Below are 23,262 nucleotides of genomic sequence, written 5' to 3' on the forward strand. Positions count from 1 at the left end.
CCCCGGCGGGGCTTCAGCCCGCCGCCGCCTCCCCGCGCACCTTCGCCAGGAAGGCGGCCAGGTTGCCGCGCATCCGCTCGATCCGCTGCTCCAACGTCAGCGACTCGTGGATCTTGGTGCCGGTCTCGCGCAGGCCGCGGACGTACAGCGAACAGGCCAGGTCGCTGCACATGTACGCGCCGACCGAGTTGCCCTGCCGCCCGGCGGGACCGGCCAGCGGGGCCACCAGCAGCGAGACCCCGCCGGTGTGGGTGGTGACGCACAGCGAGCAGATGCTGCGGCGGGGCTGCCAGGACGCGCCGGAGGAGGACCGCAGGACGACGGCCTGCGGACGGCCCTCCAGCTCGGCGACCAGGTAGGCCCGGTCCGGGGCCTGCGGGTCGCGCCAGCCGAGGAAGTCCAGCTCCGGCCAGGGCTGTTCGTGCAGCTCACGGGGCAGGTTCAGTCGTTTCGCCTCGCCCTTGGAGCAGTTCAGGAACGCGGCGCGGATCTCGGGATCGGTCAGCTCTCTCACGAAGCACCACGCTAATTTGCCTAAGTCGTTTAGGCAAATGGATAATCGACTCAGGAAGCACGACCGGACGACGACGAGGAAGGGACGGGTGGGTGCGGTGGCACGTGCAGGTCTGACCCCCGAGGTACTGGCCCGAGCGGGCGCGGAACTGGCCGACGAGGTGGGCTTCGACCGGGTGACGGTGACCGAGCTGGCCCGCCGCTTCGACGTCAAGGTCGCCAGCCTGTACTCGCACGTCAAGAGCTCCCACGACCTCAAGGTCCGGATCGCCCTGCTGGCCCTCGCCGAACTCGCCGACCGCGCCACCGACGCGATCGCCGGCCGGTCCGGCCGGGACGCCCTCGCCGCCTTCGCCGAGGCGTACCGCGGCTACGCCCGCGAATACCCGGGCCGCTACGACGCCGCCCGCCTCCGCCTCGACCCCGGGACCGCCGCCGCCAGTGCCGCTCCCCGCCACTCCCACCTCACCCGGGCCATCCTCCGCGGCTACCACCTCCCCGAACCCGACCAGACCCACGCGGTCCGCCTCCTCGGCAGCGTCTTCCACGGCTACATCGGCCTGGAATCCGCCGGCGGCTTCGCCCACACCCCCGTCCCCCCGCAGGAGTCCTGGGACTGGATCGTCGACTCCCTCGACACCCTCCTCCGCGCCCGCAGCACCCCGGAGGGGACCGGCTGAAACTCCCCGCCCCGCCACTCGCGGACCGGCCCGCAGAGGCTCGCGCGCGCCGCCGACCGGATGACGAGGTGGCGCGGTGACCGAACATGACGAGGCGGTGCCCGTCCGTCGGCACCGGTCCGGGTGCGCCCACCGCTCGACCGCGCGGGGAACGACGCTCACCTCCGTCTCTCCCCTACGGCGAACGGCGGCCACCGGAGACCGGTGACCGCCGCCGTGCCCGCTCCCGGCCCCCGCGGGGGCCGGGGCTCGGGCCCTTACGCCCCTTCGCGGACCGGGAGCTTCCAGCCCGGGCGCGGGTAGTGGCAGGTGTAGCCGTTGGGGTAGTGCTGGAGGTAGTCCTGGTGCTCGGGCTCGGCCTCCCAGAAGTCGCCGAGCGGGGTCACCTCGGTGACCACCTTGCCCGGCCACAGGCCGCTCGCGTCGACGTCCGCGATGGTGTCGAGGGCGGTGGCGCGCTGGGCCTCGTCCGCGTAGAAGACAGCCGAGCGGTAGCTGCTGCCGATGTCGTTGCCCTGCCGGTCCAGGGTGCTCGGGTCGTGGATCTGGAAGAAGTACTCCAGCAGCGTCCGGTAGCTGATCCGCTCCGGGTCGTAGACGATCTCCAGCGCCTCGGCGTGGCCGGGGTGGTTGCGGTAGGTGGCGTGCGCGTTCTCGCCGCCGGTGTAGCCGGTGCGGGTCGACTGGACGCCGGGGAGTTTGCGGATCAGCTCCTGCATACCCCAGAAGCAGCCGCCGGCCAGGACGGCACGGTCCGTGGTCATCTAGTACTCACTCCTCGCATGGGACGTCGACTCGTCCGCCCGGGGCACCGCCCCGGGGGACCATCCGGTCCAACCGCCCGGACACCCCCGATGTTCCCCGCCCGGCCCCCGCCCCGCCCGCCGACCCGCGCACCGCCTCGCTCAGCCGGCCAGCCCCTCCAGCACCTGCGCCCCGGGCAGCGCACCGGCGACCGCACCGGGCAGGATCAGCTTCCCGCGTCGCCGACCGCTGCCCACCAGCACGTACGGGGCGGCGGCGACCGCGGCGTCGACCAGCAGCGGCCAGTGCGCGGGCAGGCCGACGGGGGTGATGCCGCCGTACTCCATGCCGCTCTCGCCGACGGCGGTGTCCATCGGTGCGAACGACGCCTTGCGCGCGCCCAGGTGACTCCGCACCGCCTTGTTGACGTCGAGCCGGGTGGTGGCCAGCACCAGCCCGGCGGCCAGCGTGGTCTCCCCGCCGCGCTTCGCGGCGACCACCACGCAGTTCGCGGACGCCTCCGCCGGGACGTCGTACGCGGCGCAGAACACGGCGGTGTCGGCCAACTCCGGGTCGGTGTCCACGTACAGCACCTGCCGGGCCAGCTCCGCGTCCCAGCGCCCGAGCAGTTCGGCCACCGGGGCCGCCAACTCCCCGACGGCGTCCACCGCCCGCCGCACCTGCGGGAAGTTCCCGAACGGCGCCCGCACCGACTCCCCGGCCGATCCGGACTGCTCCAGCTGCTCCGTCTGCTCGCTCATGCCCCGACTCTAGCGAAGGCGCACCCGCCGCCCGCACGTCTCCGCGGACTGCGACGGCCACACCGGCTCCGGCGGCTCCGGCGGCTCCGACAGCTCCGATGGCTCCGGCGGCTATTCGGCGAGCGCCGCCCGCCAGGCCCAGGACTCCCGGCGCGGCCGGCCCGGGAGTTCGCCGCGGCCGGTGCACCAGAGCAGGACGGGGGCGGGCTCTCCGGCGGGGGCGTGCGGGAAGAGCCGGGCCAGGACGGCGGCGCAGAGCGCGGGCGGCGGCGTCCAGTCGAGGGCCAGGCCGGTGGTGATGTCGTGGGTGTGCAGCAGCGTCTCGGCGACGCCCATCGCGGCGAAACCGCTCGGGTCGGTCGGTCCCCAGTGCCAGGCGCGCAGCCCGGGGTCGGCGGCGGCCAGCGCGAGGGCCAGCAGGTCGCCGCAGGCCAGCGCGGTCGCCAGCAGGTCGGCGGGGCGGGCGTCCTGGCGTGCCGTCAGGTCGAAGGGCAGGTAGCGGTCGGTGGGCCGGGCGGCGAGCTGTCCGGCGTAGGCGAGCAGGTCGTGGCCGATGTGGGCGAGGGTGTCCCGGCAGCTCCACTCCAGGGGGCCGGCCGGGACGCCCCAGTCCAGGCCGAGCTGCGGGGTGAGGACGCTTCGCGTCTCCGCCAGGGCCGCACGCAGTTCCTGATGGTCCATCGCCCCATCCTCGCACCCGCGATCCGCTGACCCGCCGGCCCGCGTCGACAGGTCGTCGGATCAGCGGATCGACAGGTCGATAGGTCGACAGCTCAACCGGTCACAGGTAGGGCCGGGTGATCAGCTCCAACCCGTGGCCGGCCGGATCGAGCACGTAGACGCCGCGTCCGCCGTGCTCGGTGTTGGTCTCGCCGAGGCGCTGCATCTGCGGGTCGGCCCAGTGGTCGATGCCGCGTTCGCGCAGCATGGTGTGCGCGCGGTCGAAGAGTTCGTCGTCGACCAGGAAGGCGTAGTGCTGCCGTTGGATCTCCACCGGCGGTTCGGCGAACTGCAGCAGCACGCCGTCGGCGAGCCGGAGGTTGGTGAACGGGCCCCAGGAGGGCGCCTGTTCGGCCTCCAGCAGCTCCTGGTAGAAGCGGGCGGAGGCGGTGCGGTCGCGCGAGGCGATGATGGTGTGGTTGAAGGCGGCGGGCATGGTTCGGGTCTGACCTCGTTCCGGATGTGGTCGGCAGGGGGGCGGTACGCGCACTGCGCGGAGGAGGGGTGGTCCTCTGGCGTGCGGGCGGCCCTGCGGCACCCGGGGCGCGGTCAGTCGCCCACCGGGTCGCCGATCCGTGCGTGGCCCATGGCCGTTCCGGTGTTCACCCGGACACCGTACGGAACCCCCTCGTCCCCCGACAACACCTTTTCCGCTGCCGCCACTCCCCTCTCCTCCGCCCCGGCCGCACCGAAAACCGGGCGCGGCCGGGACGCCGTCGGCACTACCGTCGCGCGGATGGCCGACGAATGCTTCACCCTGCCCCGGCTGGCGGCGATCCACGACGCGCTCGACCCGGTGCGCGACGACCTGCCGCCCTACCTCGCCCTGGTGGACGAGCTCGGCGCGTCCCGCGTCCTCGACCTGGGCTGCGGCACCGGGGTGTTCGCCCTGCTGCTGGCCGGGCGCGGCGTGCGCGTGCTCGGTGTCGACCCGGCCGCCGCGTCCGTCGCGGTGGCCCGCCGCAAGCCGGGTGCCAAGCGGGTCCGCTGGCTGGTCGGGGACGCGACGGGCCTGCCTCCGCTGGAGGTCGACCTGGTCACCATGACCGCCAATGCCGCCCAGGCGGTCACCGGTCCCGGGCAGTGGCACGCCACCCTGCTGGGCGTGCGCGGCGCGCTGCGCCCGGGCGGGCACCTGGTGTTCGAGAGCCGGGTGCCGGCCCGCCGGGCCTGGGAGTCCTGGACGCGGGAGGCGTCCCACCGGGTGAGCGAGCTGCCGGACGTCGGCGCGGTGGAGAACTGGGTGGAGCTGCTGGACGTCTCCGGGCCGCTGGTGACGTTCCGCTGGCACTACGTGTTCGCGGCGGACGGGCAGCACCTCACCTCGGACTCCACCCTGCGCTTTCGCGAACGCGGCGAGGTCGAGGCCGACCTGCGTGCGGCGGGCCTGGACCCGGTCGAGGTCCGGGACGCCCCGGACCGCCCCGGCCGGGAACACGTCTTCCTGGCCCGCCGCCCGAACGCCCCTTCCTGAGCGACGGCTTGACACCGACCCGGCCCCGGGTCGAACCCCGGCCGGACGCCGGGCGAATCCCGGGCGGACCCAGGACCTGCCGTTCCCCCGCCCCCGGGCCCGCTGGTTCGCCGGCCGTACGGCGGAACGCGGCGGACGGAGGGCCGGGGTGGGCATCGAGGGGACCGGCGCGCCGGGCGTCGCGACGGTCGGCGTCCTCGGGACGCCGCTGTCCGCGCTGCCGACGCAACACGCGGCGGACAGCGGGTGGCGGCGCGAGCGGGGACGCGCCGAGGCGGCGGCGGAGCGGCAGCGGCGCGAGCACGAACTGCGCGGAAACGACGCCGCCCGTGCCCGGATCTCCGGCCCGCTCGACCCGCCCGGCCGGCCGACCCGTCCGGCCCGCTCGACCCCGTCCGCGCCATGGAGCCGGACGTGTGGCAGCTGCCGGCCCGCCCGACGCATACTCCTGGCATCCGCTGGCGAAAATACCGCCAGCGGCATGCAGTTGCGAGGGTGCCGCGCCCCGCCCGGCCGGTACCGGACCCGCCGCGGCGGCCGGGAAGGAGCACCGTGACCGCCACCACCGCACCACCCGCCGTACGGTTCCACGGCAGCGTCGACGCACCGCTGCGGTTGACCGTCGCCCAGCTGCGCGCGCTGCCCGCCCACCGGGCCGAGGTGAGCTTCGACTGCCTCACCGACGGCGAGCGGCGGCACCGCTTCGAGGGCCCGAAGCTGTGGGACGCGGTGCGCGAGGCCCGTCCGCGGATCGACCTGCGCGGCCGCAAGCAGCGCCTGCGCTTCCTGCTGGCCGTGACCGGCGCGGACGGCCACTGCGCGGTCCTGTCCTGGGCCGAGATCGACCCGGACTTCGGCGGCCAGCGGGTCCTCCTCGCCACCAGCGCCGACGGCGCGGCGCTGGACCGCGCCGGCCCGCAGCTGGTGGTGCCCGCCGACCGCTGCGGCGGGCGCTACATCGGCGGGGTCACCGAGGTCTGGATCGGCCCGGTCGCGCGCTGACCGCCGCACCGGGAGCATCCCCGGGCGAGCCGCCCCGGGCGTGGGCGAAATCACCGGAGAGCCTCGCAACTGCCACGATAGAGTGGCGAAACCACTGGCAGATGCCATGTCGCGATGGGGGTCCCGTGTCCGACCAGCTGCTGTTCTCGTACGGGACGCTCTGCCTCCCGCAGGTCCAACGGGCCCGGTTCGGGCGCGAGTTGGCGGGCCGCCCCGACGCGCTGACCGGCTTCCGGCTGGACACCGTGACGATCACCGACCCGGACGTGATCGCCGACAGCGGCAGCGACCGGCACCCGGTGGCCGTCCGCTCCGACGACCCCGCGGACGCGGTCGAGGGCACCGTCTTCACGCTCAGCGCCGCGGAGCTGGCGGCGGCCGACCACTACGAGGTCGAGGACTACCTGCGCATCCGGGCCGACCTGCGCTCCGGCGTCCGGGCCTGGGCCTACGTGGACACCGCCACCGCGGAGGAGTTCCGCGCCCGGCGGCTGCTCGACGCCCAGGCCAAGGCGACCGTCCTGTTCGAGGAGGTGGCCCGGCGCGGCCTGGTCGCCCCCGGCCGGAGCGAGCAGGCCGTCAGCGACGGCATCCGCGACCTGGCGAACGAGCTGTTCGGGACGACCAGGCACTGGCACAAGCGCATCGTCCGCTCGGGCCCGCACACCCTGTTCCCCTACCGGGAGAACCCGCCGGACCGGGTCCTCGAGGCCGACGACATCGCCTTCGCCGACTTCGGCCCGATCTTCGAGGAGTTCGAGGCCGACCTCGGCCGCACCTACGTCCTGGGCGACGACCCGGACAAGCTGCGCCTCGCCGCGGACCTGCCCGCGGTGTTCGACGCCGGTCGCCGCTACTTCGCCGAGCACCAGGACGTCACCGGCGCCCGACTGCACGCCGAGGTCGACCGCCTGGCCCGGGCCGCGGGCTGGACGCTCGGCGGCACCGGCCACGCCGGGCACCTGGTCGGCGAGTTCCCGCACGAGAAGATCGACGCCGCCGAGATCGAGTCCTACATCGCGCCCGGCAACACCACGCCCATGCGCCGCACCGACCGGGCCGGACGGGTCTGCCACTGGATCCTGGAGGTCCACCTCGTCGACCCCGCGCGGGGCTTCGGCGGCTTCCACGAGCAGCTCCTCGACCTGGGCTGAACCCGCGACGGCCGCTGCGCGTCCGCCCGGGACGCGTGGGCGCGCGCACCACCTCGCGCGCCCCGGACCGGGTGATCGCCCGGAGGAAGTGCCGCGCGGGCGCGAGGGGCGGCCGGGGGCGGGCGGGTGGTGCGGGTCAGTGCCCGGGGGCGAGCGGTTCGCCGTGCTCGAACCGCAGGACCTGTCGGCGCAGGGCGCGCTTGGCCCGGGGCAGGAAGGCGCTGCTGGGGCCGCCGACGTGCGGGGTGATCAGCACGCCGGGGGCGTGCCAGAGCGGGTGCCCGGCGGGCAGCGGCTCCGGGTCGGTGACGTCGAGGGCCGCCCGCAGGCGCCGCGCGGAGAGTTCCGCGAGCAGCGCCGCGGTGTCGACGACGGGGCCCCGGGCGACGTTGACGAGCAGCGCGCCGTCCTTCATCCGGGCCAGGAATCCGGCGTCGACCAGGTGGCGGGTCTGCGGGGTCAGCGGCGTCAGCAGCACGACGACGTCCGCGGCCGGGAGCAGCTCCGCGAGTTCCGCCGTGCCGTGCACCCCCTCCTCGGGGCGGGGGCGGCGGGCGACCCGGACCACCTCGCACTCGAAGGGTTCCAGCCGCGCGGCGAGCGCCCGGCCGATCGAGCCGTAGCCGAGGATGAGCACGGTCCGGTCGGCGAGGGACGGGTGGAACTCCTGCTGCCAGCGCTCCCGGTCCTGGAGGCGGGTGAAGTGCGGGACGCCGCGCAGCGAGGCGAGGATCAGCGTCACCGCCAGCTCGGCGGTGCTGGCGTCGTGCAGCCCGGGCGCGTTGCACGCGACGACTCCGGGCGGCACGTGCGGCAGGACGTCGTCCATCCCGGCGGTGAGCGTCTGGACCACCTTGAGCGACGGCAGCCGCCCGATCACCGGCAGCGCGACGGCGTGCCGCATGTACGGCAGGCAGAAGAACTCCACCTCGCGCAGTGCGTCGTCCGGCGGCACCGGGCCGTCCCCGTCCCACACCAGGGCGTCGAGTCCGGCGGGCAGACCGCCGATCACATCGGGGGCGTACGGGAGGAGGTAACGAGCGCTCATGCCCCGACCTTAACCACCGCACCCACCTGCACCCACCGCCCGGGCCGGAGCCCGGGCCGCTCAGGGCGCCGCGGCCGGGCTGTCGGGGCGGTGGCCGGTCCGGTGGGCGGGGCGTTCGCCCGAGCGGCGTTCGACGAAGCGGGTGAGCAGGACGACCTGGCGCGGGGCGGAGCGGTCGCCGGTGATCCGGGCGAACAGGAGGTTGGCCGCGGTGCTGCCGACCGCGACCGGGTCCTGGCTGACGACGGTCAGGGGCGGGTTGAGGCGCTTGGCGAGCGGCAGGTCGTCGAAGCCGACGATGGCCATCGGCGCGGGGCCGTCGGCGGTCTCCGGACCGTCCGGGCCGTCCGCGGCGTCCGGGCCGTCCGGGCCGTCGGCGCGGTCCAGGACGCCGAGGGTGATCAGGTCGTTGCTGCTGAACAGGGCGGACGGCGGTTCGGGCAGGGCGCGCAGGGCGGCGAGGGCGAGCCGGGTGTCCAGGTGGGAGCGCAGGCCGTGCCGCACCAGGGCGGGGTCGGGGGCCAGGCCGCGGGCGCGGAGCGCGTCCAGGTAGCCCGCGTGGCGTTCGCGCTGGGTCCAGATGTCGTAGCGGTCGCCGAGGTAGGCGATCCTGGTGTGGCCGTGGTCCAGCAGGTGGGTGACGGCCCGTCGGGCGCCGTCGCGGTTGTCGACCGTGACGGTGTCCACGTCGAGGTCCTTGGCGGGCCGGTCGACGCAGACCACCTGGGTGCCCGCCTCCATGGCGGGTTTCAGGAAGCCGTGGCTGCCGATGGTCGGGACGATGATCAGACCGTCCACCTGCCGGGCGGTGAAGGCCGCGATCACCTCGCGCTCCCGGCGCGGTTCGTCGTTGGTGCTGCCGACCAGGACGACGCAGCCGCGCCGGTGCGCCTCGTCCTCGATCGAACGGGCCATCAGGGCGTAGAAGGGGTTGGCGAGGTCGTCGACGACCAGCCCGATCGTGGACGTGCCGAGTCGCTTCTGCCGCAGGTTGCGGGCGTTGTCGTTGCGCTGGTAGCCGAGTCGGCGCACCGCCTGTTCGACCTTGGCGGCGGTGTCGGGCGAGACGCCCGGGGTCTGGGAGACCACCCGGGAGACCGTCATCAGACTGACCCCCGCGGCTTCGGCCACGTCCTTCATCGTCGGGCGCTTCAACAGGGCTCCTCCTCCGCACGCTCCCCCGGGGCCCGCCGTCGAGCCCCTGCCGCGGCCCCGCGGCGTCCGGTGCGTGCGCGCGCGGCGTACCGGGGCATCGGACGACGGGGTCCCGGGCGCCCGCGGGTCGGCGCGGGCGTCGGAGAGTGCATCCTACGACGCCCGCCGGCCCGTCCCCGGCCGGCCGCCGGGCGGCTCCCACCGGGGCCGGGAGCCGCCCCGGCCCGGGGTCAGCAGGCTTCCCGGTAGACGTACTTGCCGACCTCGGGGTCGTCCAGGTTGGCCTTGGTGATGGCCACCATGGTGGTGCCGATCTGCGCGGTGACCGGCTGCCCGGCGACGGCGGCGAGCGCCTGGTCGACGCCCTGGGTGCCGATGCCGGCCGGGTCCTGGGCGACCAGGACGTCCAGGGTGCCGCTCTTCAGGGCGGCGACCTCGTCGGGCTCGGCGTCGAACGCGGCGACCTTGACCGCGCCCTGGCGCCCCGCGGCCTGGAGGCCGGTGGCGACGCCCTGCGCGGTGTTGGTGTTGCCGGCGAAGACCCCGCCGAGGTCGGGGTGGGCGGCCAGGGTGGCCTGGAGCTGGGAGGCCGCGGTCGCGGGCAGGTCGTTGTCGTAGAGGACGGGCAGCAGGGTGATCGCCGGGTGGTTCGCCTGCATCTCCTCGGTGAAGCCCTTGATCCGGGCGTCGGTGGTGGAGACCCCGGGCTTGACGCTGATCACCAGGGCGGAGCCCCGGTCCCCCATCAGCTCGGCCAGCGCCTTGGCGGCCGTCCGCCCGCCGGCCTCGTTGTCGGAGGAGATCCGGGAGACGCCGACGGAGGCGTCGCTGACCGCAGTGTCCACCAGGACGACCTTGGTGCCGGCGCTCTGCACCTGCGTCAGCGACGGGGTGAGGGCCGCGGTGTCCACCGGCGAGATCAGCAGCCCGTCGGGGCGGTTGGCGCCGACCGCGTCGACGATGGGCCGCTGCACGGCGACGTCCCACTGCGCCGAGCCGTCGACGGTGAGCTTCACGCCCCGCTTCTCGGCCTCCGCCTGGGCGGCGCAGGCCATCGTGATGTAGAACGGGTCGCTCTTGACGCCGGTGACGAGCTTGAGCGTGACGCTCTTGGCGCCGCCGCCGCCGCCGTCGCTGCCGCAGCCGGCGGTGGCGGTGCCGGCGGCGACCAGGGCGAGGACGGCGCAGCAGCGGACGAGGGTGCGCGATCTGCTGGTTCCGGGCATGGCGGGTCTCCTCCTGCGGGGGGAACTGCGGGTGGGTGGGAGCAGAGGTGCGGGAGCCGGCGTACGGGAGCGGGGCCCGGACGCGCTGCGGCGCCCGGGCGGACCGGCCGGGCGGTCAGCCGCGCTCGCGGCCGCGCCGGCGGAACTGGTCGAGGTAGACCGCCGCGACCAGGACCACGCCGATCGCGACGTCCTGCCAGTACTGCTGGACGTCCATGATGATCAGCCCGGTGGTGAGCACGGCCGGGATGAAGACGCCGATCACCGTGCCGAGCACGCTGCCGCGCCCGCCGAACAGGCTGGCGCCGCCGAGCACGACCGCGGTGATGACCTTCAGGTTGTCGGTGGAGTGCCCGGCGATCGAGGTGGTGCCGAAGTAGGCCAGCCACATCGTGCTGCCGAGTCCGGCGAGCAGCCCGGTCAGGGCGTAGACCCGCACCAGGTGGCGGTCCACGTCGATGCCGGAGCGGCGGGCGGCCTCCGGGTTGGAGCCGATCGCGTAGGTGTGCCGGCCGAACCGGGTGCGGGCCAGGACCAGGCCGAACACCACGGTGGTGGCGAAGGCGATGACGACCAGCCAGGGGACCTGTCCGAAGAGCTTGCCGAAGCCGACGCCGCGCTGGAGCTTCCCGGAGACCGCCCCGGCCGGGTCCTGGCCGCCGGTGACGATCTGGGCGATGCCCAGGGCGGCGCCGAAGCCGCCGAGCGTGACGATCAGCGGCGGCACCTTCGCCTTGGCCACCAGCCAGCCCTGCAGCGCGCCCCAGAGCAGCCCGGTGACGAGCGCGATCAGGGTGGACACCGCGACGGTGCCCCAGCCGGCCGCCGCCCCGCCGTGGTGGATGGTGTACTCGGCCGACAGCACGGCGGAGAGCACCAGGACCGAGCCGACCGACAGGTCGATCCCGGCGACGATGACCACGTACGTCATGCCGACGCCCAGCACCAGGTAGATCGCGGCGTTGGTGGCGATCTGGGTCAGGTCGTAGCGGGTCAGGAAGGTGTCGGGCCGGGCGGCGGTGAAGAACGCCACCAGCAGCAGCAGGACGCCGAAGGTCCACGCCTCGTTCGCCGCGGCGAGCCGGCGCGCCCACCCGGGGACGGCGCGCGGGGAACGCCGCACCGCGCCACCCCCGACAGCCGTGCCGACCGCCGCGCCGACCGCCCTGCCGGCCCCGCCGGCGCCCGCCTCACCACCCTCGACCGCGACCGCCTCACCGCCGACCGCCCCGCCGTCCTCGACCGCCCCGCCGACTCCGGCCGTCTCGCCGCCGGCCGCTCCGGGCATCCGCGTGCTCACGCCGTACCGTCCTTCCTGGTGGAGGTGGGCACCGGGTCCAGCGCCCCGGTCATCGCGCCGACCAGTTCCTCGACCGAGGTGGCGGCGGCGTCGAAGACCGCCACCCGGCGTCCCAGGCGCAGGACTTCGACCCGGTCGGCGACCGAGAGCACCTCCGGCATGTTGTGGCTGATCAGGACGACCGAGATGCCGCGGTCGCGGACCCGCCGGACGGTCTCCAGCACCCGGCCGCGCTGGACCACGCCGAGGGCCGCGGTGGGCTCGTCCATGAAGATGACGCGGCTGGCGAAGGCGACCGCGCGGGCGACCGCCACCGACTGCCGCTGGCCGCCGGAGAGCGCGGCCACCGGGACGGACACGTCCCGCAGGTCGACGCCGAGTTCGGCGAAGGCGGCGACGGCGGCGCGGCGCATGGCGGTGTTGTCCAGCACGCCGAGCCGGCCCAGCAGGCCGGGGCGGTGCAGTTCGCGGCCCAGGTGCAGGTTGGCCGCGGCGTCCAGGTCGGGGGCGAGGGCCAGGTCCTGGTAGACCGTCTCCACGCCGTGGCGCCTGGCGTCGAGCGGGCCGGCGAACCGGACCGGTGTGCCGTCCACCAGGATCTCGCCGCCGTCGGGGGCGGCGGAGCCGGAGAGCGTCTTGACCAGGGTGCTCTTCCCGGCGCCGTTGTCGCCGATCAGGGCGACCACCTCGCCGGGGTGGACGGTGAAGTCGGCGCCCTGGAGGGCGTGCACCTGGCCGTAGCGCTTGCTCACCTGCCTGGCTTCCAGGAGGGGTTGTGTCATCGGGCCGTCCTCCGCGCCGCAATTGGTAACGTTCACGCAAGAGTTGGGAGTCTGATGGTGTGGCGGCGGGCTGTCAATAGCTTCGTCACACCTCGATGTCCCGGGCAAAGTCCCCGGGAAAAACCGGAGTTGACGTTGTGTCATGACCTTGACTGGCGCTCGACATCGTCGGAACAATGCCACTCGCTCGGTAACGTTCACATCGCTACCGGAAGGTGCTCACGGTGCCCCTGCCCGCTCTCAAGTCCCGGGCCGCCGTCGCGGCCGGCGCGCTCCTGCTCGCCGCCTTCGGCCCCGGCCTCCTCGCCACCGCCCCCGTCGCGCACGCCGCGACGGCGGCGGCCAACCTCACCCCGTACGTCGACCCGTTCATCGGGACCGACGACAGCAACGCGCCGAACCCCGTCGGGGGCGGCGCCGGCGGCTCCACCTACCCGGGCGCCGTGGTGCCCTTCGGCGGAGTCCAGTTCAGCCCCGACACGCCGACGGCCTCGCCGTCCGGCTACCGCGACTCGGACACCTCGATCGAGGACTTCAGCCTCACCCACTTCGACGGGGCCGGCTGCCCGAACAACGAGGACCTCCCGCTGCTGCCGGTCACCGGCGCGCTGGGCGCCTCGCCCGGCAGCAGCTGGACCGGCTACGCCTCGGGCTACACCAAGTCCAACGAGGCCGCCTCCCCCGGCTACTACAAGAACCGGCTCGACAAGTACGCCACCGACGTCGAGCTGTCCGCCACCACCCGCACCGGCATGGGCCGGCTCACCTACCCCGCCACCAACGCCGCCCAGCTGCTGGTCAACACCGGCCGCAGCGCCACCGGCAACCGCAGCGGCTCGGTGAAGGTCAGCGGTTCGGAGGTGACCGGCAGCGTCACCGCCGGCGGCTTCTGCGGCTCCTCGAAGACCTACCAGATCTACTTCGACATCCGCTTCGACCGGGCCCCGACCGGCTTCGGCACCTGGTCCGGCTCCACCGTCAGCGCCGGTTCGGCGAGCGCGTCCGGCACCAACACCGGCGCGTACCTCACGTTCGACACCAGCAGCTCGCGGACGGTGCAGTTCAAGGTGGCGCTGAGCTACGTCAGCACCGCCAACGCCCAGGCCAACCTGACCGCCGAGAACAACGGCTGGGACTTCGCCGCCGTGCGCTCCGCCGCCGACGCCTCGTGGAACCAGGTCCTCAACCGGGCCCAGGTCAGCGGCGGTTCGGCCACCGACCTGAAGAAGTTCTACACCGCCCTGTACCACGTCTTCCAGAGCCCGAACGTCGCCAGCGACGTCAACGGCGACTACCGCGGCTTCGACGGCGCGGTGCACAACTCCGCCCGCCCGGTCTACCAGAACTACTCCGGCTGGGACATCTACCGCTCCTGGGCGGCGCTGATCGCGCTGATCGCGCCGAACGAGGCCGCCGACATCGCCAACTCGATGGTCCTGGACGGCCAGCAGGGCGGCCTGCTGCCCAAGTGGTCGCAGCAGACCAACGAGGACTTCGTGATGACCGGCGACCCCGGCCCGATCATCGTCGCCAGCATGTACGCCTTCGGGGCCCGCGGCTTCGACACCGCCGCCGCGCTGGCGCTGATGAAGAAGTCCTCGGCCGGCGGCACCGCGCAGGGCTCGCCGATCCGCGGCAACCAGGGCACCTACACCAACCTGCACTACATCCCCGGCGCGCCGTCCGACTCGCTGGAGTACTCGGCCTCCGACTTCGCCGTCGCCCAGTTCGCCAAGGCGCTCGGCAGCACCGCGGACTACACCGACTTCATGACCCGGGCCCAGTGGTGGCGCAACACCTACGGCCCCGAGTCCGGCTACGTGCAGCCGCGCAACTCCGACGGCAGCTGGAAGTGGCCGCTGGACCCGGCCGCCCAGGCCGACTTCACCGAGGGCAACGCCGCCCAGTACACCTGGATGGTCCCCTACGACTTCGCCGACCTGATCAACGACATGGGCGGCCGGCAGACCGCCGTCCAGCGGCTCGACCACCACTTCACCCAGGTCAACGCCGGGCAGAGCCTGCCGTACTACTACATCGGCAACGAGCCCGAGCACGGCGTCCCGTGGGCCTACAACTACGCCCGCTACCCGGCCGGGGCCTCGGCGGCCGTCCGCAAGGTGATGACCGAGTCCTTCACCACCGGCGCGGGCGGGCTGCCCGGCAACGACGACCTCGGGGCGACCTCGGCCTGGTACGTCTGGGCGGCCCTCGGCCTGTACCCGTCGACGCCCGGCGCCGACACCCTGGCCGTGCACGGCCCGTCCTTCCCGTCCGTGCTGATCCAGCGCCCGGGCGGCAACATCACCGTCAACGCGTCCGGCACCGGCTCCTACGTGCAGGGCCTGAAGGTCAACGGGACGGCCACCAGCCACAACTACCTGCGCTACCCGGACCTCGCGGCCGGCGGCACCCTCGACTTCACCATGGGGTCGGCGCCCAGCACGAGCTGGGGCACCGGCGCGGGCGACGTGCCGCCCTCCTTCCAGGACGGCGCGAGCCCGGTGCCCGCCGCCCCGGAGCTGGGCACCAACCTGGCGCGCGGGAAGGCGACCAGCTCCTCGGCCGCGTGCGCCACCGCCGAGGGCGCGGACAAGGCCGTCGACGGCAGCCTCCAGAACAACAGCAAGTGGTGCTCGAAGGCGGCCGGGGCGAGCCTCCAGGTCGACCTGGGCTCGGCGCAGCCGGTCGGTTCGGTGGTGCTCAAGCACGCCGGGCTCGGCGGTGAGAACACCGCCTGGAACACCGGCGCCTTCCAGGTGCAGACCAGCACCGACGGCACCACCTGGAGCAGCGCCGCCACCGTCACGGGCTCGCGCTCCAGCCGCACCTACAGCCCGTTCGCGGTCCGCTCGGCCCGGTACGTGCGGGTGGTGGTCTCGACCCCGACCAACACCGGCGGCGACACCGCCGCCCGGCTCTACGAACTGGAGGTCTACGCCGCCGGGCCGGGCACCGGGTCCGGTCCGATCACCTCGGGCCTGAACACCGCGAAGTGCGTGGACGACTCCAACTCCGGCACCACCAACGGCAACAAGGTCGTGCTGTGGGACTGCAACGGCAGCGGCGCCCAGCAGTGGACGTCCACCGGCGGCACCCTCCAGGCGCTCGGCAAGTGCCTGGACGTCACCTCCTCGGGCACCGCCGCCGGCACCCTGGTCCAGCTCTGGGACTGCAACGGCAGCGGCGCGCAGCAGTGGCAGGCCGTCAACGGCACGCTGGTGAACCCCAGCTCCGGCCGCTGCCTGGACATCCCGTCCTCCAACACCGCCAACGGCGTGCAGCTCCAGATCTGGGACTGCAACGGGACCGCCGCCCAGAAGTGGAACCCGCCGGCCGCCGCGTAGCGAGCGGGGCCGCCCGACCGGTGCCGCCCGCCCCCGACCGGGGCGGGCGGCACCGCCGTGCCCGGCGGGCGGCACGTCGGGGCGGGCTGGCGGCCCGCCGGGGCAGGTCTCAGCCGGCCGCGTTGAGCAGGTCGAGGGCGCTCTGCTGGCAGCCGTAGTCGGTGCTGCCGGGGCCGCCGGCCCAGTGCGGGCCGTACTGGTCGAGCGGGTTGCGGTCCTTGGTGTAGGCGGAGTTCGCCCAGGCGGTGAGGGTCGGCGCGTAGGGGTGGTCGGACAGCTGGGTGTTGAGCCGGCCCAGGCCGCGGGCGTAGGCGCCCTTGAAGGAGGGGCCGTCGCCGGTGCAGCCGTCGCCCTCGCCGGGTTCGCGCAGCACGCCGCCGCTGGTCAGCCGGGTGGTGGAGGCGTCGGCGAGGGTGCGCGCGGTGGTGAGCAGGCTCGCGTCGCCGGTGGCCCGGTAGAGCTCGGTCAGGCCGCCGAGGACCACGCCCTGGTTGTACGTCCAGGTGGGCTGGCCGTTGTTGGCGCAGGCGTCGTTGAGGCCGTCGTTGACGAGGTGGTCGGCGTTGACCATGCCGCTGCCCCGGAACCAGGTCCACTCGTCGCGGGCCCGCTGGAGGTAGGCGGTGTCGCCGGGGATGCGGTTGTGCAGGGCGGCGGTGAGCTGGAGGTACAGCTCGTTGGTGATCGCGTTCTTGTAGGTGCTGCCGGTGTTCCAGCGCACGCCGCCGCCGCAGGAGCCGGTCCAGTTGGCGCTCATGTGGTCGGCGTCGGCGCGGGCGGTGGCCAGGTAGCGGCCGTCGCCGGTCTGGTCGTAGGCGGCCACCCAGGCCAGGCCCCACCAGCCGGTGTCGTCGAGGTACTCGTTGGTGAAGTTGCCGCCCTGCGCGTTGATGTTCTTGTCGTACGTCTCGGCGATGGCGTAGGTGTAGCTGCCCATGCCGGTGAGCCGGGCGTTGTCGATGATCGCGGTGAGCGCGTTGGCGCCGGTCCACCAGCCGTTGCCGCCGAAGAGCTTGGTGGTGCGGTCGAAGGAGGCCATCAGGGCGGTGGCGGCGGCGGTGCGCCGGTCCCAGGCGTTCCAGGTGGTGCGCGCCCAGGGGGTGCAGGCGAGGGCACTGCCGACCTGTCCGCAGGCCCGCAGCGCGCCGACGCCGCGGGTGTTCCAGTCGTCCACGTTGTACATCAGGGTGCGCCAGCCGCTGCCGCCCGCCGGGACCTTGGTGTCGCCCAGCTTGCTGCCGCCGGTCCAGGTCCGGCCGCCGTCCATGGAGCGGTCCAGCCACACCTCGTCGCCGGCCGCGCCGCCGGCGATCGAGGCCCAGCCCATGGCGTCGGAGTCGTCGAAGTGCAGGACGAGCGTGCGGCCCGAGAGCGCCGCGGAGACCGGCTGCCGGTCCTGCGGGCTGAGCGCGGGGTCGCGGGTGTCGCAGTACTTGTTGCAGATCGCGGCGGTGACGGCCGCGGCGGGGGCGGCGGCGGCGACGCCGGGCAGCGCCGCGGCCAGCACGGCGGTGGAGAGCAGGGCGGCGCGCAGGGATCGGGACACGGTCACGGGGGTCTCCTGGTGCTGCTGGGGAACGGGGGGGACGGAGGGACGGGCGGGGAACGCGGCGACGGCCGGGCCGGGGTCGGCCCGGCCGCGGCCGGTCGGTGCTGTGCGGGGGCGGTCGGTGCCGGGGGGTCGGTCAGGGCGCCCAGGGGGCGTCGACGGACCAGGTGGTGTCGGCGACGAACGAGGGGGTGTTGCCGTCCCACGGGTTGCCGCCGCCGTAGGTGGCGATCCACACCTGGGAGTCGAAGTGGCGCAGGTAGCGGTCGGGGTAGTTGTAGGCGGTGAGGCGGACGCCGCCGGTGCCGGGCCGGGCGCAGAAGGTGGCGTCGGCGCGGAAGAGGGCGTCGCTGCCGGCCTCGCGGTAGACCCGGCTGTCGCGATGGCGCAGGTACTGGCCGGGGTAGTTGCGCGACTCGAAGGAGTAGCAGGCGGGGTCGGCCAGGCCGGGGACGACCTTCCAGGTGGCGTCGGCCTTGAGCAGCGCGCTGCTGGCGGCGTCGACGTGCTCGGTGTTGGCGAGGCCGTCGTAGTGGCGCAGGTAGCGGTCGGTGCAGCAGGCGGTGGTGGCGCGCAGCGACTTGTACTGGCCGGTGGGCAGGGTGGGGCTGGCGGGGGTGGTGCGGGAGGCCGCGATCAGGGCGAGGTTGGCGGCCCGGACCCGGGCGGCGTCCACCTTGACCACCTGGCGGTCGTAGCTGAGCAGGCCGTTGGCCTCGTTCTCGACGTCGGTGATCTCGGTGTAGACGGAGGCGGAGAGCCCGGCGGGCATCTGGCCGGTGCGCAGGCTGTCGAGCAGGTTGACCAGGCGGTCGTTGAGGGCGGCCGCGCTGGGCTGGTCCTCGTAGCTGAAGCCGCCGCCGGGGTACCACTCGTGGCCGGCCACCCGCAGGCCGAGGCCGCCGTACTCGCCGAGGACGGCGGCCCGGGTGGCGGTGGGGGCGGTGGCGCCGGGGCCGACGTAGACGTGGTTGTCGACCACGTCGCCGTTGCCGCCGTCGACGGCGCCGCAGCAGTTGACGCCGCTCATGTTGTCGACCAGCCGGGAGGGGTCGTACGCCTTGACGTCGGCGGCGATCCGGGCCTGGTCGTACTGGCCCCAGCCCTCGTTCTCGTCGACCCACTGGATCAGCGCGGGTGAGCTGCGGTGCTGGTCGATGATCCGGTGGTACTCGGCCTCCCACTGGGTGCGGGCGGCGGCGTCGGGGGTGCGGGTGTCCATCGCGGGCATGTCCTGCCAGACCAGCAGGCCGAGCCGGTCGGCCCAGTAGAACCAGCGCTGCGGCTCGACCTTGATGTGCTTGCGGACCAGGTTGAAGCCGAGGTCCTTGTGCGCCTGGAGGTCGGACTTCAGGGCGTCGTCGGTGGGGGCGGTGTAGATGCCGTCGGGCCAGTAGCCCTGGTCGAGGGTGCCGGTCTGGAAGACGAACTGCCCGTTCAGCACGGGGCGTTTGACGCCGTTGACGGTGGCGACGGCGATCGAGCGGATGCCGGTGTAGCTGCCGACGGAGTCGACGGTGGCGGTGCCGGACAGCAGGTCGGCGCGGACGTCGTAGAGGAACGGGTCCTCGGGGGTCCACAGGTGGGCGCCGGGGACGGGCACGGTGATCGGCGCGCCGACCTGGCCGGTGGCGGTGCCGACCACGGTGCCGCCGGTGGAGACGGTGACCCGCACGCTCTGGCCGGTGGCGCCGTCGGCGAGGGCGGTGGCCCGGACGGTGCCGGCGGCGGGGTCGGGCACCAGGTCGAGGCGGCTGAGGTGGGCGGCGGCGACGGGCTCCAGCCAGACGGTCTGCCAGATCCCGGACGCGGCGGTGTAGAAGATGCCGCCGCCGGAGTGCGGCAGCACGCCGTTGGTGTTGCGCTGCTTGCCGACCGCGCCGCCGCCGGTCTGGGTCGGGTCCCAGACCGAGACCACGATGGTGTTGGTGCCGCCGTTGAGGTAGGGGGTGATGTCGTAGCCGAAGGCGTCGTAGCCGCCGCTGTGCACGGCGCCGACCTGGGTGCCGTTGACCCGGACGGTGGTCTGCCAGTCGGAGGCGCCGAAGTTGAGCAGGACGCGGCGGCCGGACCAGTTGGCGGGGACGGTGAAGGTGCGCTTGTACCAGAGCCGGTCGTTCTGGGTGATCTGCCGCTGGATGCCGGAGAGCGCGGACTCGGCGACGAACGGCACCCGGATCTGCTCGCCGAAGGTCGCGGGCTGGCCGGCGCCGGCCGGGGTGACGGCGAAGTCCCAGATGCCGTTGAGGTTGAGCCAGTCGGGGCGGGTGAGCTGCGGGCGCGGGTACTCCGGCAGCGGGTGGTCGACGGAGACCTGGCCGGTCCACGGGGTGGTCATCGGCGGCGACTTGGGCGTCCAGGCGGCGGCCCGGGCCGGGGCCTGCCCGGCGGCCAGCAGCAGGGCGGCGGCGGTCACGAGGACGGCGAGCAGGGCGGCCGTCCGGCTGCGGAGCGCGGCTGCGGCTGCGGCGGGGGGCGGTCGGTGCATCGGTGCTCCTCCAACGAAGGGGTGGGGAAGGGCGGTGCGGGGTCGCGGTGGTGCGGAGTGCGGCGGGGTCAGCGCAGCTGCCAGAGGTGGTCGGCGGTGCCGCTGTCGGCGAACTGCACCACCCGGGCGCTGTCGGCGGTCGACATGCCGTCCACGCCCAGCACCTTGCCCGAGTTGCGGTTGCGCAGCCGGAACCAGCCGTCGCCGTTGTCGACCAGGCGCCACTGGTGGTCGGCGGTGCCGTTGTCCGCGAACTGCACCACCCGGGCGCTGTCGGCGGTCGACATGCCGTCCACGCCCAGCACCTTGCCGGAGTTGGCGTTGCGGATGCGGAACCAGCCGTCGGCGTCGGCGAGGAAGGTCCACAGGTGGTCGGCGGTGCCGCTGTCGGCGAACTGCACCACCTGCGCGCTGTCGGCCGTCGACATGCCGTCCACGCCCAGCACCTTGCCCGAGTTGCGGTTCTGGACCCGCACCTGGCCGTCGGGCTGGAGCTGCCAGAGGTGGTCGGCGCTGCCGTTGTCGGCGAACTGCACCACCTGCGCGCTGTCGGCGGTCGACATGCCGTCCACGCCCAGCACCTTGCCGGAGTTGCGGTTGCGCAGCCGGAACCAGCCGTCGCCGTTGTCGACCAGCTGCCACAGGTGGTCGGCCGTGCCGTTGTCCGCGAACTGCACCACCCGGGCGCTGTCCGCCGTGGACATCACGTCGACGCCCAGCACCTTGCCGGAGTTGACGTTGCGGATCCGCAGCCAGCCGTCGCCGTTGTCGACCAGCTGCCACAGGTGGTCGGCCGTCCCGCTGTCGGCGAACTGCACCACCCGGGCGCTGTCGGCGGTCGACATGCCGTCCACGCCCAGCACCTTGCCGGAGTTGCGGTTGCGCAGCCGGAACGAGGCGCCGCCGGCGGTCCAGGGCGTGCCGGTCGGGGAGGTGGTGGGGAAGGCGGAGATCCGCAGCCGGGCCGCGCCCATCGGGATGAGGGTGACGGTCTCGACGGGCGCGGTGCTGCGGGCGGGGCTGTTCTGCAGCGGGGTGACCACGTGCTGGCCGTCGGCCTGCCACTCGGGGAGGCGGCGGGCGGGCACGGTGATCCGCACCGGGGTGCCGGCCTGGGTGAAGGGGTTGGCCGGGAGCGCTCCCCCGGCGGCGGTGAAGGCGGGGCTCCCGGCGTCCAGCGCGAGGCCGTAGTTCCAGGGCGTGGTGGCGTGCACGGCGTACTCGGGGAAGGCGGCGGTGCCGGCGTACCGCTGGTAGTTCTCGCCGATCCGCAGCGCGTACGTCAGCGGGCCGTGGTCGACCGAGACGCTGCCGTGGTTGGCGGTCCAGGTCCGGACGGTGGTGCGCTGCGGCAGGCGCAGCACGACGGTGTCGCCGTCGCGCCAGGTCCGGCGGACGATGGTGTACGCCGGTCCGGCGGGGGCGCTGACGGCGGTGCCGTTGACGGTGAGGGCGGGCGCGGCGCACCAGCCGGGGACGCGCAGGTAGAGCGGGAAGTCCAGCGGCTTGGGGGTGCTCAGGCGCAGGGTGACGGTCTCGGCGAACGGGTAGTCGGTGGTCTCGGTGAAGGTGACCGCCGTGCCGTCGGCGACCTTGGCGGTGACCGAGCAGGCGGCGTACATGGCGGCGGCGAGTCCGTTGTCGGGGGTGGCGAGCCAGAGTTCCTCCAGGAAGTAGGGCCAGCCCATGCCGTAGTTGTGCGGGCAGCAGCGGTACTGGTCGACGCCGGGCATGAACGCCTGCATGGCGAAGCCGTTCTGGAACTGGCCCTGGCTCTTGGGGGTGTTGTCGAGGTCGACGCTGTTGGCGCTGGTGATGTAGTGCACGGCCTTGCCGTCGGGGTCGAGCGAGGCGGGCAGCGAGTTGAAGGCGAGGTCCTCGCAGCGGTCGGCCCAGAGCGGGTCGCCGGTGATCCGGTTCAGCAGCTGGTGGCTGGCCATGAACTCGACGACGCCGCAGGTCTCGAAGCCCTGGCGCGGGTCGCCGAAGCCGGGCCGGGCGTTCTCGTCGCCCGCGAAGCCGCCGCCGGGGAACTGGCCGTACTGCGCCATCACCTTGTCGTAGGTGCGGTACGCCGAGCCGGTCAGGGTGGCGGACGGGGAGCGCAGCGCGTACTGGGCGGGTTCGCGGAAGCCCTGCGCGATGTTGACGTTGTGCAGGCTGGGCAGGTTGTCGGTCCAGTTCGCGCCGTAGGTGTGGATCTTGTCGGCGAGGGCGAGCAGGAAGGCGTCGCCGGTGCGGTTGTAGAGCCAGAAGACGCTGTCCAGCGCGTCGCCCCAGCGCACCGAGACCCAGCTGCTGTTGAACGCGCCGGGGCCCTGGGCGTTCATGTAGCGGAAGAAGGCGCTGAGCAGCGGGATGATCCGGGTGTCGCCGCTGTACTCCTGCCAGCTGCGCAGCGCCCAGGTGAGCGGCAGGAACGGCCAGAAGTCCGGTCCGCCGTTGAGCGAGGTGCGCAGGGCGGCCGGCCCGAAGAAACCGTCGGACTGCCGGGTGGCGACGATCGCGTCGATCCAGCGGCGGGCGGTGGCGAGGGCGGTGGCGTCGCGGGTGGCGACGGCCAGGTCGACGTAGCCGCGCAGCCAGTACGGGACTTCCTCCCAGCCGACCCGGTCGGGGTGGGTCCAGCCGCTGGTGTTCAGGTCGAGGAAGTGCGAGAGCTGGTCGTAGCGGCCGCACAGGCCGGCGAGCTGGAGCCGGAGCTGCCCGTCGAGCCAGCCGGCCGCGGTGATGCTGCCGGGCGGCAGGCGCAGGAACGCGACGGGAGCCAGTGGCGCCGCGTTGGGGAAGTAGAGGCCGCCCGGGGCGGGGGCGACCGTCGCGGCGGCCGTCGTGGCGGGGGGGGGCCGGGGGGGGGCGGCGAGCGCGTCGGCCGGTGCGGGCAACGAGAGGCCGGCGCCGACGGCGGCGGCGCTGCCGACGAACTGCCTGCGGTTCATGGGCATGACATTCTCCTCCCGAGGAGAATTCCAACGTTAGAAACCTGGGGGCAACGGCATGACAGCATGCGGCGGGAGCGGTGTCCAGTGCTCCGGCAGGGATCGTCGCGGATCAATTCGCTTGATCAGCGGCGGAATCGGCGGTTCGCCGGGAAGGCCGGAGGGCCGCCGACGGGCACCGACGCACCCTTGCCGACGACCCTCAGGCTCTGTATAACGTTGTAAAACCCGGTGGTGACCGGGCGCCGCGACCCGCCCGCACCCGCGGGCGGGAGACCGGCTCCCCGCCGCCGGGGCACCGGACCGGTCAGCGCCTCCCCGAGCGGCGTCGGGAAGGCGCTGACCACCTCCGGTCCGCGGGGGCGGGCGGCCCCCGCGGC

The 23,262-nt window shown here is 74.0% G+C and carries 18 protein-coding genes and 1 pseudogene; 6 read left to right on the forward strand and 13 right to left on the reverse strand.

Going from position 1 to position 23,262, the window contains the following annotated elements:
- Positions 1-13 precede the first annotated feature (13 nt).
- Positions 14-514: an FBP domain-containing protein gene (locus K353_RS00605; RefSeq protein WP_111551551.1), complete on the reverse strand. Its 501-nt coding sequence runs from the start codon at positions 512-514 to the stop codon at positions 14-16.
- A gap of 97 nt (positions 515-611) precedes the next feature.
- Here K353_RS00605 and K353_RS00610 point away from each other — a divergent pair, with 97 nt between their 5' ends.
- A complete protein-coding gene (locus K353_RS00610; protein ID WP_111551828.1) occupies positions 612-1,193 on the forward strand; it encodes a TetR/AcrR family transcriptional regulator in 582 nt (193 codons plus the stop codon).
- 257 nt (positions 1,194-1,450) lie between these two features.
- Here the strand turns inward: K353_RS00610 and msrA are convergent, their stop codons facing one another.
- The 4 genes from msrA to K353_RS00630 form a co-directional block, all read right to left on the reverse strand.
- On the reverse strand, positions 1,451-1,957 hold the full coding sequence (gene msrA, locus K353_RS00615) for a peptide-methionine (S)-S-oxide reductase MsrA (RefSeq protein WP_111551552.1): 507 nt from the start codon (positions 1,955-1,957) through the stop codon (positions 1,451-1,453).
- Between the two features lie 141 nt (positions 1,958-2,098).
- Positions 2,099-2,698 (reverse strand): YbaK/EbsC family protein, encoded by a 600-nt coding sequence (locus K353_RS00620; protein ID WP_233533271.1) that lies wholly within the window; start codon positions 2,696-2,698, stop codon positions 2,099-2,101.
- A 111-nt stretch (positions 2,699-2,809) separates the two neighbouring features.
- Positions 2,810-3,379: a maleylpyruvate isomerase N-terminal domain-containing protein gene (locus K353_RS00625; RefSeq protein WP_111551553.1), complete on the reverse strand. Its 570-nt coding sequence runs from the start codon at positions 3,377-3,379 to the stop codon at positions 2,810-2,812.
- Between the two features lie 100 nt (positions 3,380-3,479).
- On the reverse strand, positions 3,480-3,854 hold the full coding sequence (locus K353_RS00630; protein ID WP_111551554.1) for a VOC family protein: 375 nt from the start codon (positions 3,852-3,854) through the stop codon (positions 3,480-3,482).
- A gap of 300 nt (positions 3,855-4,154) precedes the next feature.
- On the opposite strand from K353_RS00630, the gene K353_RS00635 reads away from it, so the two are divergent.
- From K353_RS00635 to K353_RS00645, 4 genes and pseudogenes are all read left to right on the forward strand, one after another.
- Positions 4,155-4,892, forward strand: a complete 738-nt coding sequence (locus tag K353_RS00635; protein ID WP_111551555.1) for a bifunctional 2-polyprenyl-6-hydroxyphenol methylase/3-demethylubiquinol 3-O-methyltransferase UbiG — start codon at positions 4,155-4,157, stop codon at positions 4,890-4,892.
- A 552-nt stretch (positions 4,893-5,444) separates the two neighbouring features.
- Positions 5,445-5,894, forward strand: coding sequence for a hypothetical protein (locus K353_RS00640; RefSeq protein WP_111551556.1), 450 nt, complete (start codon positions 5,445-5,447; stop codon positions 5,892-5,894).
- A 101-nt stretch (positions 5,895-5,995) separates the two neighbouring features.
- A pseudogene (locus tag K353_RS35025) lies at positions 5,996-6,340 on the forward strand (gamma-glutamylcyclotransferase family protein); the annotation flags it as partial.
- 6 nt (positions 6,341-6,346) lie between these two features.
- Positions 6,347-7,048, forward strand: a complete 702-nt coding sequence (locus K353_RS00645) for a M24 family metallopeptidase (protein ID WP_233533299.1) — start codon at positions 6,347-6,349, stop codon at positions 7,046-7,048.
- Between the two features lie 136 nt (positions 7,049-7,184).
- On the opposite strand, the gene K353_RS00650 is transcribed toward K353_RS00645, so the two are convergent.
- The 5 genes from K353_RS00650 to K353_RS00670 all read right to left on the reverse strand — a co-directional run bounded on the left by K353_RS00650 (position 7,185) and on the right by K353_RS00670 (position 12,559).
- Positions 7,185-8,096 carry a 2-hydroxyacid dehydrogenase gene (locus K353_RS00650; RefSeq protein ID WP_111551558.1) on the reverse strand — a complete coding sequence of 304 codons (912 nt, stop codon included), beginning with the start codon at positions 8,094-8,096 and terminating at the stop codon, positions 7,185-7,187.
- A 60-nt stretch (positions 8,097-8,156) separates the two neighbouring features.
- Positions 8,157-9,251, reverse strand: a complete 1,095-nt coding sequence (locus tag K353_RS00655) for a LacI family DNA-binding transcriptional regulator (protein ID WP_233533272.1) — start codon at positions 9,249-9,251, stop codon at positions 8,157-8,159.
- A 230-nt stretch (positions 9,252-9,481) separates the two neighbouring features.
- Complete coding sequence (locus K353_RS00660) at positions 9,482-10,477, reverse strand: ABC transporter substrate-binding protein (RefSeq protein WP_111551560.1); 996 nt, start codon at positions 10,475-10,477, stop codon at positions 9,482-9,484.
- A gap of 115 nt (positions 10,478-10,592) precedes the next feature.
- Complete coding sequence (locus K353_RS00665) at positions 10,593-11,777, reverse strand: ABC transporter permease (protein WP_233533273.1); 1,185 nt, start codon at positions 11,775-11,777, stop codon at positions 10,593-10,595.
- Positions 11,774-12,559, reverse strand: a complete 786-nt coding sequence (locus tag K353_RS00670; protein WP_111551561.1) for an ATP-binding cassette domain-containing protein — start codon at positions 12,557-12,559, stop codon at positions 11,774-11,776. Before K353_RS00670 ends, K353_RS00665 begins: the two co-directional genes overlap by 4 nt.
- Positions 12,560-12,783: 224 nt before the next feature.
- On the opposite strand from K353_RS00670, the gene K353_RS00675 reads away from it, so the two are divergent.
- Positions 12,784-15,906 (forward strand): GH92 family glycosyl hydrolase, encoded by a 3,123-nt coding sequence (locus K353_RS00675; RefSeq protein WP_199527935.1) that lies wholly within the window; start codon positions 12,784-12,786, stop codon positions 15,904-15,906.
- 109 nt (positions 15,907-16,015) lie between these two features.
- On the opposite strand, the gene K353_RS00680 is transcribed toward K353_RS00675, so the two are convergent.
- From K353_RS00680 to K353_RS00690, 3 genes are all read right to left on the reverse strand, one after another.
- The gene (locus K353_RS00680) at positions 16,016-17,458 is read right to left on the reverse strand and encodes a glycoside hydrolase family 76 protein (RefSeq protein ID WP_111551562.1); all 1,443 of its coding nucleotides are present in this window, start codon (positions 17,456-17,458) and stop codon (positions 16,016-16,018) included.
- A 133-nt stretch (positions 17,459-17,591) separates the two neighbouring features.
- On the reverse strand, positions 17,592-19,943 hold the full coding sequence (locus tag K353_RS00685) for an AbfB domain-containing protein (RefSeq protein WP_111551563.1): 2,352 nt from the start codon (positions 19,941-19,943) through the stop codon (positions 17,592-17,594).
- 68 nt (positions 19,944-20,011) lie between these two features.
- On the reverse strand, positions 20,012-22,888 hold the full coding sequence (locus K353_RS00690) for an RICIN domain-containing protein (protein ID WP_111551564.1): 2,877 nt from the start codon (positions 22,886-22,888) through the stop codon (positions 20,012-20,014).
- Positions 22,889-23,262: the final 374 nt, after the last annotated feature.

Source organism: Kitasatospora sp. SolWspMP-SS2h, assembly GCF_003259315.1.
Classification (GTDB): Bacteria; Actinomycetota; Actinomycetes; order Streptomycetales; family Streptomycetaceae; genus Kitasatospora; species Kitasatospora fiedleri.

What these genes read in the sequence shown, in the direction of transcription:
- K353_RS00625 (WP_111551553.1), bottom strand. Translation starts at nt 3,379, where the DNA reads ATGGACCATCAGGAACTGCGTGCGGCCCTGGCGGAGACGCGAAGCGTC.
- K353_RS00670 (WP_111551561.1), bottom strand. Translation starts at nt 12,559, where the DNA reads ATGACACAACCCCTCCTGGAAGCCAGGCAGGTGAGCAAGCGCTACGGC.
- K353_RS00660 (WP_111551560.1), bottom strand. Translation starts at nt 10,477, where the DNA reads ATGCCCGGAACCAGCAGATCGCGCACCCTCGTCCGCTGCTGCGCCGTC.
- K353_RS00620 (WP_233533271.1), bottom strand. Translation starts at nt 2,698, where the DNA reads ATGAGCGAGCAGACGGAGCAGCTGGAGCAGTCCGGATCGGCCGGGGAG.
- msrA (WP_111551552.1), bottom strand. Translation starts at nt 1,957, where the DNA reads ATGACCACGGACCGTGCCGTCCTGGCCGGCGGCTGCTTCTGGGGTATG.
- K353_RS00650 (WP_111551558.1), bottom strand. Translation starts at nt 8,096, where the DNA reads ATGAGCGCTCGTTACCTCCTCCCGTACGCCCCCGATGTGATCGGCGGT.
- K353_RS00635 (WP_111551555.1), top strand. Translation starts at nt 4,155, where the DNA reads ATGGCCGACGAATGCTTCACCCTGCCCCGGCTGGCGGCGATCCACGAC.
- K353_RS00685 (WP_111551563.1), bottom strand. Translation starts at nt 19,943, where the DNA reads ATGCACCGACCGCCCCCCGCCGCAGCCGCAGCCGCGCTCCGCAGCCGG.
- K353_RS00690 (WP_111551564.1), bottom strand. Translation starts at nt 22,888, where the DNA reads ATGCCCATGAACCGCAGGCAGTTCGTCGGCAGCGCCGCCGCCGTCGGC.
- K353_RS00630 (WP_111551554.1), bottom strand. Translation starts at nt 3,854, where the DNA reads ATGCCCGCCGCCTTCAACCACACCATCATCGCCTCGCGCGACCGCACC.